The organism is Nibricoccus aquaticus (assembly GCF_002310495.1).
GTDB lineage: Bacteria > Verrucomicrobiota > Verrucomicrobiia > Opitutales > Opitutaceae > Nibricoccus > Nibricoccus aquaticus.
Window position 1 is genome coordinate 2818864 of sequence record NZ_CP023344.1, and the last position, 14321, is coordinate 2833184.

Below are 14321 nucleotides of genomic sequence, written 5' to 3' on the forward strand. Positions count from 1 at the left end.
GCGATCGGTTGGTGAATCGCGAAGACGCGAAGAGGCTAAGGTCGGAGCGAGGAAGATGAATGTGTGGCGGCAGATGAAGACGCGGGGATTGATTTCAACGGCTGGCGCTGGGTTCGAGGAAGACGGAGGGCGGGGTGGCGCCGGGAGGAAGGAGGGTGCTGGAGTTGACCTGCTGCATGACGGTATCGAGCGTGTCGTTGTAGAGGCGGGTGCGAACGAGGGCGGGAGCGCGCATGTATTCGGCGCGCAGATGCGTGAAGGCGGCGGACTCGCCTTGGGAGGCGGCGATGGACTGCCGGGCGGTGGAGTCGGCGCGTTGCTGGATGGCGGAGGCCTGGCCGCGGACGATGGCGAGTTGTTTGAGGCGGTACTCGGCGGCGTTTTCTTCGAGGGTGCGGGCGAAGAGACGGGCGCTGGTCACGTCTTCAAAGGCGGCGGCGACCTGGCGGGGTGGGACAAGTTCGCGGATTTCGAGGGCGGTGGCGCTGACGCCGAGTTTCAAGTGGGCAATGCCGGCTTCGAGTTCGTTGCGGATGGCGGTGGCGAGTTTTTCGCGTCCGCTGGTGACGAGATCATCGATCGCGGATTCGCTGAGCAGGCGGGAGGCGGCGCGCAGGGAGAGTTTTTTGAGGAGCGTTTCGACGGCTGCCGGGCCGTGGTGAAAAAAGGCGTGTGGATCGGCGATGCGGTAGCGGAGGGCAAAGTGTCCCTGGAGGATGTTGAGGTCGCCGGTGATGGAATAGCCGTCGGTGACGGGATCGAGGGAGTCGCCAGCGACGGCGATCTCGACGGGAACTGGCGCAGTGCCGGTGGCCTCCAGTTGAGACTGAATCTGGGCGTCAGTGAACTGCTGGAGGTGGGTGACGTTTTCGAGGCGCGGGCCGCGCGAGGTCCAGTTGTCGATAAGCAGCGCGTGCTCGGCGCCGGTTTCGAGGAGGACAACTTCGTCGATCGGTGCGGGCCAGGCGGCGAGGAAGCCGGGGCCGTGGACTTCGGGCTGGAGCTGGCCGAGGCGGAGGATGAGTGCGCTGCGGCCCGGGCCGATGAAGCGGAATCCGGAGAATAGATACACGGCCAGCAGCACGAGGCAGAGTCCTTGGGCGATGGGCGTGAGGTTGCGCAGCGTGTGGAGGAGCGCCTCCATCAAGAGGCCGTCGGACTGGCGGCGGCGGGTGGTTGGCGTGTGAGTGGTGGTGGTGCTCACGGCGTGAAAGCGGGCGGAGTGGAGGTGAATCGCGAAGACGCAAAGACGCTAAGGCGGACGCGAAGATATTTTGATTTGGCGGTGAGCAAGGGGCCGTTGGACACGAGATACGGTTTTTGAGGAACGCTGCGTTTAGCGGGGGTCGAGAAGCGCAGCGGCGGCAACCGGGGATTGCGGGGATGAGTGCTGCGGTTGCGAGGAGGCGGGCAAGAGTGGGGATGGGGAATCGGGGCCGCTTTTCAGGAGGGCGAAAGGCGCGGAGCTGGTGTCGAGGATGAGTGTGGTGTTGCGATCCACGATGGAGCGGAGGCTCTGGAGCTGGCGGAGGAAGTGGTAGAAATTCGCGTCCTGTCCGTGCGAACCGGCGTAGATGCGGGCGGCCTCGGCTTCGGCGGTGCCGCGGGTTTCCTCGGCGTAGCGACGGGCGTCGGCGAGGATCAGAGTGGTCTCTTTGTCGGTCGTGGCGCGGATGGTCTCGGCCTGGGCGCGGCCCTCGGCGCGGTATTGGGAGGCTTCGCGTTTGCGCTCGGCGCGCATGCGGCGGAAGACGGACTCGGTGTTGGCCTGGGGGAGATTGATCTGAAGGACGCCGGTCTCGACGAGTTCGATACCGAGGTTTTCACGGGCGTCGTGTTGCGCGTTCTGGAGGATGTTTTTTTCGAGCGTGGCAAGCGGGCCGCGGCCTTCGCGGACGGCGACGAGTTCTTCGAACGGGATGCGGCCGAGAGCGGCGTTGCGGGCGCTGGTGAGGATGGCGTCGAGTTTTTCGGTGGCGCTTTCCGGGGTGGCGACGCGTTGCAGGAAGCGCTCGGGATCGGCGATGCGCCAGGTGTAGAACATCGGGACGATGACGTTACGTTTGTCGCGCGTGATGGCCTCGGAGAGACGGATTTCGTTTTGCTGGAGGCGGGCGTCGAGACGGACGACGCGGTCGATGGGCCAGGGGAGGCGGGCGTACCAGCCGGCGGATTCGAGGACGCGCACGGGTTTGCCGAAGCGGAGGACGAGGGCTTTTTCGTTTTCGCGAACGATGAAGCCGGTGGCGAAGACGAGGACGAGCAGGGCGCCGAGGGCGAAGGCAGCCCAGCGAAGAAAAGGCGTGGCGGAAGACTCCGTGGAGTCGGCGGGAGAATTTTGTGCGGAGCTCATGGACGAGGAGACATCAGGTTGTCGGAGTCTTGCGTGGCGGCCGGTGCGGCGGGGATGGCGCCGCGGCCCATGTTGAGGTAGCCGTCGATGGCGCGGTCGAAGGCGTTTTGTTTGGTCGAAGGAATCGGGATGAGGCCGGGATTGTCGGGCACGGGCGGCGGAGCGAAATCGGGGTTCAGGGTTTTGCGCGCGTCGACGAAGGTGGGGAGACGGCCGCGGAATTTTTCGTCCACGATGAGTTTTTTCACGCCGCGCAGGCTTTCGTCGTAGGCGGCGTAGCTTTGGCGGATGCGGAAAACTTCGGGGCTGGCCTGGTAGCTCGCGAGAAGCGCGTCGAAGCGGGCGGCTTCACCGCGGACGCGGGCGGAGCGGGTGCCGGCGAGAGTGTCGGCGTTGGCGCGGACCTGAGCGGAGTCTGAGCGGGCGCGGGGGAGATTTTCGGCGCGGTAGTCTTCGCCTTCGTGGCGGGCGGCTTCGCGGTCTTCGATGGCGCTGACGACTTCTTGATAGGCGGGACCGACGGCGACGGGTGGATGGATGTCGCGCAGGCAGACGAGGGCGACGGCGAGGCCGGAGTTGCGACGATCGAGGGAGGACTGGAGATCGCGGAGGATGGTGTGAGCGAGTTCGTCGCGACCGGTGGTCATGATTTCGAACGCGCTGCGGTTTTGCGTGTGGGCGAGGAGTTGTTGCGAGGCGAGGTCGCGGATGACGGCGGCGGCATCGCCGGTGTGGCGGTGGTAGGCGAGTGGATCGCGGATGTAGTAATAAACCGGCACGCTGATGGTAAGCAGATCGTCGCCGTGACCGACGAGCTGGCTTTGTTCGCCGATGTAGTGGCCGCGGTCCCACAGGATGGGTTGTCCGGTATCGGAGGCGAAACCGAGGACGATGGATTGAAGGCGGTCGGCGGGAAGTACGGTGACTGAGTGAAACGGAAACGGGAGCGTGACGTGGAGGCCGGGCGTCAGAGGCGTGGCGTCCATGCGGCCGAAGCGGGCGTGAAGACCGGTGTGGCCGGGCGGGATTTCGTGGAGTGAGGTGCCGGCCCAGATGATGACGGCGGCGACGGCGACGAGCGGAAGCGCGAGTCGGCGCAGCGTCGGGAGGAACCACATGTCGGCGAGGGCGATGACGGGGCCGTCGGTTTTGACTGGCGCGAGCCATGCGTTGCGGGCGGTTATGGCAAGAAAGGGAAGGAGCAACCAGGAGCAGCCGAGGGGCGGGCGTTCGAGGGCGAAGCGGCGGGGCTGGTAGAGCCGGGCGATGTAGCGCGCGAATGTTTCGAGTATCCAGAAAGCGGTGAGCGCGATGAGGGCCTGGGACCAGAGCGTGAGCAGCGGGAGGTCGAAGTGGTTGCTCGCGAAAACGAGCGCGGCGGTGAAGGCGAAGACGATGGTCTGGAGTTTCAGCAGAGCAGCGGAGAGCGGGGCGGACCAATCGCGGGCGCCGGGCGTGCGGGCGCGGAGTGTTGCGTAGGTTTGGAGGAAGAAACCGGCGAAGGCGCCGAGGATGAGCAGCGGGAGGAGGAAAGCGGGTTGAGCGTTGAGAGATGAGAGTTGAGAGAAGGAAAGGGACGGGGAACCGCGGAAAATCAGAGGGTGGATGACGATGAAGAAAGTCGCGGCGGCGCCAGTCGGGAGAAGCGCGGCGCGGGCCCAGGCGCGGGTGCGGGTCTGGCCGATGATCACATTGAGCGCGACGAACGCGGACCACGTTGTCCAGGCGGCGAGGGCCGTGAGCAGCAACGACGGTTGCAGCAGGGCGGCGGCGGTCGCGGTGGCGGCGAGGAGCAGGGAGAAGAGAGCGGGGAACACGATGGGAACCGGATTAAGCGAAGTCGCCTCCGACCGAATGAAGCCGGCCGGAGGCGCGATCAAACGAAGGGACGATCAGACTCAGGGCTTGAGCGTCATGAGGAGGAGCTGGCCGTCTTCAGCGAAGAGCGAATTGGCCTGGCTGGTGGTGTAGTTTCCGCCCGCGGGATTCGGGATGTTGGTGCGGGTGCCGTGGGCCTGGACGTTGATGATGAACGAGCCTTCACCGAAGATCGTGCTGGCATCGACGACGCCGGAGGCTTCCCACTGGCCGCGGCTGCGGGTGGTGTTGTCGCGGGCGTTGGCGTAGGTGAAGTTGAAGTCGCCCTGGTACTTGGCCGCATAGTTGTTGTTGCGGTCGAGCGTCCAGACGCCGCCGTTGCGTCCGTACTTGCTGAATACGGCGCTGGCGGGGCTGTTCAAGTCTTCGCAGATGACGATGCGGTCGGCGGTGACGGCGATGTTGTCCACGCTGCAAGGCCAGTCCTGACCGGCGTTGATGTTGCCGCCGGGCGTGACGATGGACGCGGCGTTGTAGACGATGTCGAGCGTGCCGTCGGCAGCGGGATTGGCTGGGTTGAAGTTAAGTTTGTAGAGGCGGCCGAGCGTGTTCGGGGCGGAGCCGCCGGTCGAAGCGACGAAGAAGCTGCGGGTTGGCGCGAGCGGATCGAATTCGCCGTCTTCAACGCGGACGAAGCCGAAGCCACCGGCGGTGCCTGCGGCGGTTTTCAGCTGGGCGCTGGAGAGAGCGGCGGCGTTGGGGATCTCGATCCAGCGGGACTGGATGGTGCCGGCGGTGAAGGAGGCTTCGTTTTTATTGGCGTCGGCGCCTTTGCCGCCGAGGACGTAGATCTTGCCGGAGGTGAGGCCGTTTTTATCGAGGGCGCTTTCGCTGCGGCGCTGCTTGGTGCCGACGTAGAGGAAAACGTAGGACGGATACCCGCTGTCCTCGGTGGAAACGATGGCGGTCAGCGCATCGCGGCGGGGCATGACGATGGTGTTTTCACGGGCGACGCGGCCGAGAGCGGGGAGCGTGTGCATCTTGCCGTCGACGATGGCGACGGAGAGTTCGCCTTTGGCCTGGTCGAAGCCGCCGGAGGATTCTTCGTTGGCGAAGAAGATGGGGCGATCCATGCCGTGCGCGGTGCCGGCGAAGGAGCCGGAGCAGTAGCGGTTAAAGCCGCGGATGGCGGTGCCGTCCTTGGGTGGCGTGGGGTTGTAGAAAACGTTTTCGAGGTAGAGCTCTTGATGAGCGACGCCAGCGCTGGTGACGGTGGCGTCATCGGCGAGGACGTAGCGCGAAACGAAGGAGCCTTTGAATTTCGTCTGACCGGGGAGGGGCTCGGTGGTGAGGGTGTTGCCCAGTTCGTGAGCGACGAAGAGGATGTTTTCGCTGGTGACGGGATCTTTGTAGAGGCCCATGGCATCGGGGATGCCGACGAAGGCGTAGCTATCGGTCGGGGCGCCGCCGGTGAGGGGGACGCGATCGCCGACGCTGACGAGCGGCTTGAAGGTGTAGTTGCCCGATGGAGTGCCGTTGAGGTAGGCGGGCTCGGAGGTTTGAAAACCGGCGAGAAGCGCGGTCGAGGCGCAGCAGGCGCCGGTGAGGGAAGCGATGACTTTACGCATGGCAGTGAGGGTGCGTGGGCTGACGATGGTTGTGGTTTTTTCCTGACGGGAAAGGGAGGGAAGCTCAGGCGCGGCGGTTGTTGCGACGGCGGAGAACGATGAGGCCGGCGAGGGCGGCGGCGCCGATGAGTCCGTAGGTGGACGGCTCGGGGACGGCGGCGGATTGGGTGAGCACGAGGCCGGTGACGCCTGTGCCGAAATCGCCGATCAAGGTCGCGGCGCCGGTGGTGGAATCGATCGAGTAGAGCGAGGAGAGTGAGGCGTCGCCGGAGAGGGCGGCGAAGAGCGCGCCGTTCAAGATGTCGAGCGAGCCGAGGCCGGTAATGTCGAAGCCGAGCGAGCCGACGGTGAAGAACTCTTCGAAGTTGGGATCGAAGGTGATGGCGAGGGTGTCGGTCGCGGAGTCGAGGGCGAAGCCGGTGCCGAAGTCAGAGTCGATGGCGAGGCCGTTGAAGACGGTGGAGGCGCCGAAGTTGGCGTCGCCCGGAGCGTAGTAGGTGGCGTTGCCGTTGGTGACGGCGCCGTTGAGACCGATCTGGACGTTTTCACCGGCGTCGCTGACGAAGCGGAATTTTCCGGTGAACGGATCGTAGGCGAGGCCGGCGTCGAAGCCGGCGGGAGCAAAGGCGTTGCTGATAAAGGTGGCCTGGCCGGAGAGACCGTTGATCGAGTAGAAATTGGCGTGGCCATCGAGGCCGTAGAGCTGGCCGTTAAACGAGGTCAGTTCGTAGATGTTACCGAAGGCATCGGGGGTGACGCCGTTGCTCTGGCGGAGACCGGTGATCGACGAGGAGAGGATGGTCTCGGAGGGAGCGGAGAGGCTGAAGTGAACGAGCCTGGACTCGGTGGTGACGGCCCAGCCGAACTGGGCGTGGGCGGAGGAAACGGCGCCGGCAAGAGCGAGTAGCGACGCGGAGACTACAGATAATTTCATGGTCGTGAAGAAGTGCTGTTAATGATGCGGCGCGGACCGTGGTGAGGTGTTTTCCCGGGATCAATGAACGGAGTGTGATATTCCGGTGACGGGCGTCATCGGATCGGAACAGTTGTGAAAGCGGGCGCGCCTCGCTCGTGTGAGTGCGCGAATCACGGGCGCGGGAAACGCTGTTGCGGTCGCGAGCGGGCTCCGCCTAGGGTGCGCGCTCGTGAAGCTCTCCGTGAAAGTCGATTATGCGTGTCGTGTTCTTGCCCAGCTCGCCCGCCTGCATGGCGGGGACGATCTCGCGCACATCGAGGGGCTGGCGAAGGTGGAGGCGGTGCCGGCGAATTATCTGGTGCAGATTTTGAGCGAGCTGCGGAACGGCGGGTTGATCACGAGCCGGCGCGGGAAGCAGGGCGGGTATGCGCTGGCGCGGGCGCCGGAGAAGATCACGCTGCTGGATATCGTGAAGGTGATCGAAGGGGAGTTGCTGGAGTTGACACCGGTCGGAGCGGGGCAGTCGGCAAAGCGGGTGAACCAGATCTGGCGCGAGGTGCGCGATGTTTTTGAGAAGAAGGCGGCGAGCTACACGCTCGACAAACTCGCGGTGAAGAGCGGCGAGGAGATGTATTATATCTGAGTCGGGGATGAGTTGAGGGTTGAGAGCTGAGAGTTGAGGGACGGAAAGCGATGGCGGGAATTGAGGGTTGAGCGCGGTGGTGTGCGACGCCTAGCGTGTGGGTCATGCGTCATCCCGCTCTCGATTCGCTTCTCATCCTCCAAGATCGCGACAGCAAACGGCTGGGACTCGAGGCGCAGTTAAAGGCGGTACCGGGAGAGATCGCGGCGGTTGAGAAGAAGATCGCGACGGAGAAGGCGGCGATCGAGACGGCCCGCACGGAAGTGAAGGAGCTGGAGACGAAAAAGAAGCTGCTCGAGACCGAGATCGGTTTGGCGGAGCAGAAGCTGGCGAAGTACAAGACGCAGCAATCGCTCGTGCGGAAGAACGACGAGTATCAGGCGCTTGGGCACGAAATCGAAACGACGGAGAAGGCGGTGAGCGCGCTTGAGGAGCAGGAGCTCGGGATCATGTACACGATCGACGAGGCGAAGAAGCGGTTCGCGGAGGCCGAGGGAGTTTTGAAGCAGAATATCTCCGGGCATGAGGCGCGGATCAAAGCGCACAAGGAGCGCGAGGTGAGTCTCACGGCGGAGTTGACCGAGGCGAAGGCGGCGATGGCCCAGGCGCGCGGGCCGGTGGGTGAGCCGGCGTTGAGAATTTATGACCGGATCGCGGTGCGGCAGCAGCCGGTGCTGGTGGCTCTGCGCGGCAACAAGTGCGGCGGATGCCATCTGAAGGTTTCGAGTGAAGTGGAGGGTGATGCGCGCAAGGGCGAGAAGCTGGCCACGTGCGATCAATGCGGGCGGATGGTGTGGTTTGATTATTGAGTGGGTGTTCGGCGTGGGTAGTCGGCGCGTGACGATCGAGAAGTCGTGAAAGCGGGCGGCGGTGTGGTTGAAGCGCGAAGACGCAAAGACGCTAAGGTAGGACGCGAAGAGTCGCGGGTGGGCGAGGAGTTGGGAGCGGGGTGAGGTTGGTGGGGGGATTTTATCGCGGAAGCGCTGAAGGGCGGAAACGCGGAGGAATTTGCTTTAGCGATTCGGCTCTTCCGTGCTTCTGCGATTTTCATGTTCTGCGTTGCTTCCGATCTTTGCGACTTCGCGTCTTTGCGCTTCAAAACGAAGCCTTGAAACTGGCAGGCTTGCTTAGCGGTGGAGGCGTTGGCAGGTTTTCCGATCTCAGCTTCGGGGCCAGATCGTCGCTCCGAGTTCTTTGATCCCAAGGCGCGGCCTAAACGCCGCGCCCGTATTTGAAACTTGGAGAGGAAAGTCCGGACACCACCGGGCAGGATTCCCGTCGAGAAACGTCGTCGCGCCGCTGCGACCGGTCGCAAGGCCATCGCGCGGATCGCTTCTGCTCAAGCCGGGGCGGTGCGGGCCACATCCCGCATCGACGGATAGTGTCACAGAGAACAAGTAGCCGGTGCGCGCTGCAAAGCGGGTGCCGGTCATAGTGAAAAGGTGGGGTAAGAGCCCACCGCGCCGCCAGCAATGGCGGTGGCAGGAAAAACCCAATCCGGTGCAAGGCAAAATAGGCGGCTGGGCGGCCCGTCCAACAGCCGCGGGTATGCCGCATTTCGCTTCGGCGAAGAGCTGCGCAAGCAGTCTAGAGAAATGACGATTACCGCGATGGCCGAAAGTCCGTCGCGCGCACAGAATCCGGCTTACCGGTCTCGAAGCTGAGACTTTTTGGGGTGAAGAGTGAATGAATGCGGTACAGGGAAGGGGGCGTTTTGGTGCGTGATCGCGGATGGCTCGGAGCGGACGATGCGGAGCATCGTCCCTACCTTGGGCGGGCTAAATCAGGCGGTGATTGAAGGCCGGTGGGTAGGGGCAATGCTCCGCATTGACCGTGGAGACGTGGTATTTGACAGCGGCGGTTTGGGTGAGGAGGGAGGCGACGTGTGAACGCGGATGGCGCGATGCGGACGTTGCGGAGCAACGTCCCTACCTCGGAAGGATTTTATTCCAAGGTTGGGTGCAGTGATGGCTTGCGGGTGTTGTGAGCGGGTGGAAATGCTCGGTGGCATGGAGGGATTTCCGATTCGGAAAACGTTGCCGCATGCCGTGCCATCTTGGGTCGAGGAGGGCGCGCTATTTTTTATTACGGTGTGCTGCGCTGAGCGTGGGAGGCCACAGCTCACAAAACCCGAAGTGGCTGAGCGGGTGCTGGACGCATTGCGGCACTATCATACGGCAGGCGATTGGTGGTGCCGGTTGGTTGTCCTGATGCCGGATCATCTGCACGCGATTCTGGCGTTTCCGGGTGAACAACGCATGGGCGCGGTAATCAGGAAGTTCAAAATCTACACTGCCGGTCAGACGGGTGTTGGCTGGCAGCGTGGATATTTTGATCATCGGCTGCGTAACGAAAACGAGCACGCGCTGAAGTCGTATTATGTGCGGGAAAATCCGGTGCGTGCGGGACTCGTCGGTCGCGCGGAGGACTGGCCGTATCGGTGGGAAGCGTGAAGGAGCGGAGGGATGGTTGACTACAGCTCAGCGGGCAGGGCTATGCGGAGTATTGCCCGGGGAGATGTGGTGAATGGACAGGGGCGGTTTGGAGTTGGAGGCAGGTAGGCGATGTGTGAACGCGGATGGCGCGGATGGACGATGCGGAGCATCGTCCCTACCTTGGAAACGGGGGCGGCGAAAAAAATGGATTATGGTGTGGCGGGTGAGACGACTTTCACGTCGTTGAGGTGCCAGTCGCCGTCGGCGGTGCGGGACATGAGGGCGGTGATGGCGTCGCCTTTTTTCACGGTCGTGATGACGGCGGGATCCACGGTGAACATCATCGTCATGGCTTTCATCACGCCGGGGATGGCTTCGTGTTTCACCATGAGGGCGGATTGATCAGGGAGGAGTTCGGTGACGACGCCTTTGAGCGGGAATTTGCGGGAGGGTTGTTTGGTGTTGTCGGAAGTCGCGGACGAGATGTCGGGAGACGCGGTGCTGGTGCTTGGTGTGTTGGCGGACTTCGACGTCTGGGTGTCGGTTGAGGTGCATTCGCAGGTGTCGCAGCAGGATTCGCGGGAGCAGGCGGTGACGAGTGCGAGCGTGGCGAGGAAGGCGGAGAAGCGCAGCGGTTTCATGGTTTGTTTTAGATGACGGGAGAGATGGGGAGTCGTGGAGATTATTTTTGGCTCAGGAATCAAGAGGCGCGTGGGCGCAGCCAAGGGAGGAATTTTGAGAAGATGAGATCGCCGATGACTAGTACGGCGAGAGAGGCGGCGAGGAGTGGCAAAAAAACCGCGAGCGCGAGCGTGCCAAAGAAGACGGGCTTCGGCAGCGAGGCGGTACTGGTGGGGGCGGCGAGTTGTCCGGCGGGGCGGCGTCGCCACCAGAGCGCCAGGCCGGTGGCGGCGATGGTGATGATGCCGAGGCAGACGAGGGTATTGGCGATTTGGTTGATCACGCCGAAGAGCTGGCCCTCGTGGGCGATGATGCCCCAGAGGACGAATTTCCCCATGAAGCCGAAGTCGTCGTAGCGAACATCGGCGAGGACGCGGCCCGAGTATTGATCGAGGTGCAGGTAGGCGCGGGTGAAGGCGCGGTTGCGGTCGGTCATCGCGCTGAGGACGCCGGTCGGACTCGAGGGCAGGGCGAGGGAGTAGGGGCGAGGGACTTGGTTGGCGTCGGCTATTTCCATCGCGCGGGCGAGAGTGAGGCGGGGAAGGAGAATTTTTGATTTTGGATTATCGATTTTCGATTCGGGAGAGAAGGGCTCGCGGTGGTCGGCGTGGAGGTTGTCCATGGCCGGAGGTGTTGAGGCTAGTGCGTCGATTTTTTCGGCGTGGCCGGCTTTGAGCGGCGGGGCCCAGCCGGTGAGTTCGGAGCGGTGGGCGCTGGCGCTGGATTCCTTGGGCGAGCCTTCGCCGAGCGCGGCGGAGACGGTGCGAAACCAGGTGCCGCCGACGTTCGTCCACGGGATGCCGGAGGAGAGCAGGAAGAGCGTGCCGGCCGAGAGCCAGACGGCGGGGACGGCGTGGAGGTCGCGCCAGAAAACGCGGCCCTTGGCGCGCAGTCGTGGGAGCAGAAAACCCCAGACGCTGAAGTGCGGGCGCGGCCACCAGAGATAAATGCCGGTGAGGATGAGGACGAAGAGCCAGCTGGCGCCGAGCTCGACGATGACGCGGCCGGCCTTGCCCGCGAGCAATTCGCCGTGGAGGTCGTGGATGGTGTTCATCACGCGGTCGCGTTCGGCGAGCGTGCCGACGACGGTGGCGGTGTGAGGATTGATGAATACGGTGGCGCGTTCGCCGGCCCAGATGGGCATGGGCGCGTCGTGGGTGGCGGAGGTTTTCCCTGAGAGGCGGACGACGAGTTCGCTGGTGCGGCCGGGTTCGAAGGCGGGCGTGAAGGTGACGGGTTTGGCGTCGGGATAGGCGGCGAGGGCGGCGGCGTACTGGTCGTCGATGGAGGCGGCGGATGTCTGGATGGGAACCTCGCGGAGATCGCGGTAGCGCCAGGCCTCGTACTGGGGTTTCCAGAGGTAGAGCGTGCCGGTGACGGCGAGAAAGATGGCGAGCGGAGCGGCGAGGATGCCGGCGTAGAAATGCCAGCGCCAGGCGGCGCGGTAGAGGGCACCGGCATTTTCGATTTTGGATTCTCGATTTTCGAGTGGAGCGTCGGAGCGAGCCGGAGCATTGGATGAGCTCATGGGGGGCGAGGAAAAGTAGAAAGGTTCCGCCGACGGGGGTGACGGGCATCGCCGTCGGCGGAGGATTTTGTTCTGGTGTGAGGCTTAGAGGAGCGGGCGGTTACCAGCGGTATTCGAGGCCGGCGAAGAGACTGCGACCGTCGCCGGGGAGGAACTGGGGCTGATCGAGGCCAGTGGCGTTTTCGATGACGCCGGTGGTGGCGGCGTAGCGTTTGTCGGAGAGGTTGCGGGCTTCGAGGAACCAGGAGATTCCCGTGGCGCGGCGCTGGCCGAGGCGGAGGCCGATGAGGGCGTAGGCGTCGGCGGCGAAGGTGTTGCGGAAGTCGATGTAGTTATCTTTCGGTGACCACTCGAAGGTGGGGCCGGCGTACCAGCCGCTGGCGTGTTCCCAGGTGAGTTCGCCGCGGATTTGGTGTGGGGCGAGGCCGGCGAGCCGGTTGTTGCCGTAGCGGGCGTCGCTATCGAAGCGGAAGTCGCCGTAGGTCCAGGCGGCGCGGGCGACGAGGCGGTGGGTGGGCGTAGTGGTGGCGTTCCAGTCGGTGCCGAGAAGGTCGAGTTCGGTGGCGAATTCGATGCCGCGGTGGGTGGTGCGGTTGGCGTTGATGGTCGCGGCGGCGGTGGACGGGTTGTTGTCGTGGTCGAGCGTGAGGAGTTCGTTTTTTAGCTCGGCTGAGTAGAGCGAGAGATCCCAGCGGAGAAAGCGATGGATGCCGCGCGTGCCGAGCTCGACAGTGGTGGCGGTCTGGGCGTTGCGCGCGGTGTTAAGGGTGAGGGTTTCGCTGAATGATGGCGGCTCGTAGGAGCCGGAGAAGTTGGCGAAGACTTGAATGTCGCGAGCATCCCAGCGGAGGCCGAGTTTTGGCATGAGGCGGTCGTAATCGAGTTCGTAGCTGGCGACGCCACCGGTGATTTTTTCGTTTTCGCGTTTGTTGGCGGCGGAGCTGAAGCCGGCGACGAGTGTTAAGCCGCGACCGAGGGTGAGCTGGTCTTCGGCGAAGAGTTCGAGGTTGGTGGCGGTTTGATCGGCTTGGGAGACGAGCGCGCCGCGCTTGCCGGAGGCGTTGATGAAGTTGGTGGCGTGGGTGAGGCCACGGGTGAAGAAGACGCCGGCGCGGAGTCGGTTGGAGCGGCCGAGGAAGTCGCCGGTGTGCGTGGCGGAGGCTCCGAGGAGTGCGTCGTTGGAGAGCTGGTCGATGACTTGGAAGATCGGGTGGTCGAGGTCTTTGTAGGTCCAGGCGGCGGAGAAGTCCCAGGTGGTTTCACCGGTGCGGATGGTGGTTTTATTGGCGAGGCGGAGGAGGTCGAAGTCGCGGTGTTGATCGAGGGTGATGTTACTGGCGAGAGACTGTTGTGGGTTGGTGTCGAGCTGGGCGCGGGAGAGGCTGCCGGGGAGCTCGGAGTCGGTGCGGGCGGCGGTGACGTAGAAGCGGGTCTCGGCAAAGCCCGAGAAGCGGATACCGGCGTTGGCGAAGAGGCGCTGGTTGGATTGTTCGGCGTGATCGCGGAAGCCGTCTTGCGACTGGTGGGTGAAGGAGGCGTATCCATCGAACTGATTGCGCGCGCCCGTGGTGCCGCCGGAAGCGAGGGAGGCGCGGAGGTAATTCCAGGAGCCGGCTTCGGCGCGGGCGAAGAGGGCGGGGGCGTCGCGGCCGGTGCGGGAGATGTAGTCGATGGCGCCGCCGAGGGTGGAGGCGCCGGTGGCGAGGGCGTTGCCGCCGCGCCAGACGTTGATGTAGGCGGCGCTGAGCGGTTCGAGGGCCTGCATGTCGAAGCCGCCGTCGGCGAGGTTGATGGGGACGCCGTCTTGGAGGACGCGGAGGCCGCGGCCGTGGAAGGTGCGTTGGAGGCCGGAGCCGCGGATGGAGAGGCGGGCTTCGTCGGAGCCGAAGCGAGATTGGGCGATCACGCCGGCGGAGAGGGCGAAGGTGTCTTCGACGGTGCTGGCGCGGCCGCGGAGGTAGCGGGCGGAGTCGATGACTTCGGTGCCTCCGGGGACGGTAAGGAGTTCAGCGCGGGAGGAGGCGAGGGAAGGTGAGGTGAGTGAGGGAGCGCGGTCGGCGGTGACTTCGAGTTTATCGAGGGCGATGGGCGCGGGCTCGGCGGGGGGCGGAGTGGTTGACGCCGTTGCGGTGGCGTGGAGGGAAGTCGCGAGCGCCAGGGCGGCGATTGCGACGTGGAGGGATGAGAGGGAAGAAAAGATTTTCACGGACAAATGAGTGTGTGCTAGGAGGCGATGTGATGAGGGGACGGCAGGGCCGTCGGTTGTGTTGGTGGAGTCCGGCTTGGGCGGGATTCACGCTCGGCGGGCGCATGAAAACA

11 protein-coding genes and 1 other RNA gene are annotated in these 14321 nt (G+C 64.2%); 4 read left to right on the forward strand and 8 right to left on the reverse strand.

Features of this window, described 5'->3' with window-relative positions:
* Positions 1–94: 94 nt before the first annotated feature.
* The 5 genes from hflK (CMV30_RS11310) to CMV30_RS11330 form a co-directional block, all read right to left on the reverse strand.
* Complete coding sequence (gene hflK, locus CMV30_RS11310) at positions 95–1204, reverse strand: protease modulator HflK (protein WP_096056126.1); 1110 nt, start codon at positions 1202–1204, stop codon at positions 95–97.
* 132 nt (positions 1205–1336) lie between these two features.
* Positions 1337–2353, reverse strand: coding sequence for a protease modulator HflC (gene hflC / locus CMV30_RS11315; RefSeq protein ID WP_096056127.1), 1017 nt, complete (start codon positions 2351–2353; stop codon positions 1337–1339).
* Positions 2350–4170, reverse strand: coding sequence for a protease modulator HflK (gene hflK, locus CMV30_RS11320; protein ID WP_096056128.1), 1821 nt, complete (start codon positions 4168–4170; stop codon positions 2350–2352). The genes hflC and hflK (CMV30_RS11320) overlap by 4 nt, the downstream gene beginning before the upstream one ends.
* A gap of 81 nt (positions 4171–4251) precedes the next feature.
* A complete protein-coding gene (locus tag CMV30_RS11325) occupies positions 4252–5799 on the reverse strand; it encodes an alkaline phosphatase PhoX (protein WP_096056129.1) in 1548 nt (515 codons plus the stop codon).
* A gap of 64 nt (positions 5800–5863) precedes the next feature.
* Positions 5864–6733, reverse strand: coding sequence for a DUF4394 domain-containing protein (locus CMV30_RS11330; protein WP_096057733.1), 870 nt, complete (start codon positions 6731–6733; stop codon positions 5864–5866).
* A gap of 211 nt (positions 6734–6944) precedes the next feature.
* Here CMV30_RS11330 and CMV30_RS11335 point away from each other — a divergent pair, with 211 nt between their 5' ends.
* The 4 genes from CMV30_RS11335 to CMV30_RS11355 all read left to right on the forward strand — a co-directional run bounded on the left by CMV30_RS11335 (position 6945) and on the right by CMV30_RS11355 (position 9811).
* Complete coding sequence (locus tag CMV30_RS11335; protein WP_096057734.1) at positions 6945–7358, forward strand: RrF2 family transcriptional regulator; 414 nt, start codon at positions 6945–6947, stop codon at positions 7356–7358.
* 104 nt (positions 7359–7462) lie between these two features.
* A complete protein-coding gene (locus CMV30_RS11340) occupies positions 7463–8167 on the forward strand; it encodes a zinc ribbon domain-containing protein (RefSeq protein WP_096056130.1) in 705 nt (234 codons plus the stop codon).
* A gap of 397 nt (positions 8168–8564) precedes the next feature.
* Positions 8565–9019, forward strand: an RNA gene (rnpB, locus tag CMV30_RS11345) — RNase P RNA component class A.
* A gap of 348 nt (positions 9020–9367) precedes the next feature.
* Complete coding sequence (locus CMV30_RS11355; protein WP_281254892.1) at positions 9368–9811, forward strand: REP-associated tyrosine transposase; 444 nt, start codon at positions 9368–9370, stop codon at positions 9809–9811.
* A gap of 191 nt (positions 9812–10002) precedes the next feature.
* On the opposite strand, the gene CMV30_RS11360 is transcribed toward CMV30_RS11355, so the two are convergent.
* The 3 genes from CMV30_RS11360 to CMV30_RS11370 all read right to left on the reverse strand — a co-directional run bounded on the left by CMV30_RS11360 (position 10003) and on the right by CMV30_RS11370 (position 14208).
* Positions 10003–10434, reverse strand: a complete 432-nt coding sequence (locus CMV30_RS11360) for a copper-binding protein (protein WP_096056133.1) — start codon at positions 10432–10434, stop codon at positions 10003–10005.
* Between the two features lie 59 nt (positions 10435–10493).
* Positions 10494–12002, reverse strand: coding sequence for a PepSY-associated TM helix domain-containing protein (locus CMV30_RS11365; RefSeq protein WP_096056134.1), 1509 nt, complete (start codon positions 12000–12002; stop codon positions 10494–10496).
* 100 nt (positions 12003–12102) lie between these two features.
* On the reverse strand, positions 12103–14208 hold the full coding sequence (locus tag CMV30_RS11370; RefSeq protein ID WP_245844133.1) for a TonB-dependent receptor family protein: 2106 nt from the start codon (positions 14206–14208) through the stop codon (positions 12103–12105).
* Between the last annotated feature and the right edge of the window lie 113 nt (positions 14209–14321).